This is a genomic window from Gilliamella sp. B3464 (genome assembly GCF_026536145.1).
Classification (GTDB): domain Bacteria; phylum Pseudomonadota; class Gammaproteobacteria; order Enterobacterales; family Orbaceae; genus Gilliamella.
Window position 1 is genome coordinate 1 of the sequence record NZ_JAFNOQ010000034.1, and the last position, 987, is coordinate 987.

Annotated in this window: 2 protein-coding genes; both read right to left on the reverse strand. The window is 35.6% G+C overall.

Annotation, left to right across the window (positions count from 1 at the left end; genetic code table 11):
- Window positions 1–429: 429 nt before the first annotated feature.
- Complete coding sequence (locus J3U57_RS12675) at window positions 430–666, reverse strand: hypothetical protein (RefSeq protein ID WP_267345004.1); 237 nt, start codon at window positions 664–666, stop codon at window positions 430–432.
- Window positions 666–987, reverse strand: a 322-nt coding sequence (locus J3U57_RS12680; RefSeq protein ID WP_267345005.1) for a TNT domain-containing protein, incomplete at its 5' end; no start/stop codon positions are given. The genes J3U57_RS12675 and J3U57_RS12680, both read right to left, overlap by 1 nt.

The window sequence follows — 987 nt, forward strand, 5'->3', positions numbered from 1 at the left end:
TGATTGATATAATTCATAAAGAAGCCCTGGAAGGAATGATTGTCAAATACCAGGCAAGGCGCTGGGGCTCAGCAAGGCTGGCTAAAAAGAAGGATGAATAGATAATAAAACAAACAGTAACATTAATCAGCGCAGGCTAACAGTGTTGACGCACCGCTAACCTGCTAACCACAATCCACTAAGCGGTTTTATACCTCGGTTACATGCCATAAGGCACAAAACCCAACCCAAGACCACAATTGGCTAAATGAACTCGGATTTACCACCGGATAACCCATCACTACCACCGCTAAAAAGGGCAAGTTGATAATAACACTTGCGAAGTAGATCGCATAGTTAGTAAATAATTAATCCAGTTCCGCAAGATAGATTGCCGAACTGGAATTAGAGATGAAAAAAAAGAAAAAATAAAATATAAAAATTTAATGATCAATCTTTCCAACCATAATCATTCTTCACTATTTGATAAAATCTGTCATATGCATCTTGTTCATTAGAACACTCTTCTACATAACCAATTGTTCCTCTATCATTTTGTATTATTTTCCAATTACCATTATTATTAACAACACATAAGCAATCACCATTTTTTAAACCATCAAGACTATACATTATCTTAGGGACATGCCGTTCATCTAAAATTTTCTGCAATTCGTTCTTTGTCATTATCTTTTTACCTCTTTTAAATAACCATTATCTAAATACCATTGGACTGGTTTGGATAACTTATATTGTGTTCCTTGACCTGGTTGCCCAAACCATGGAAGTGCTTTTGCTTTAGAAACATCTTCAATTGGTTTTAATATTTCATAAACATTATAAGGTGCATTAAGAGAAGATGAAGGCAATGCTCTTTCTTCAAATAAAACACCTTCAGGAGAAATGAAAGTTCCCTTTGTTGTTCCATATCTATCAACAAAATCACCTGGTTTAAGTGTCACTTTTTCGACTGGCCCATAAGCCCCACTATTTGGTGGCCAAATACCT

Excerpts from the sequence above, each read along its gene's own strand:
- J3U57_RS12675 (WP_267345004.1), bottom strand. The coding sequence starts at position 666 with ATGACAAAGAACGAATTGCAGAAAATTTTAGATGAACGGCATGTCCCT.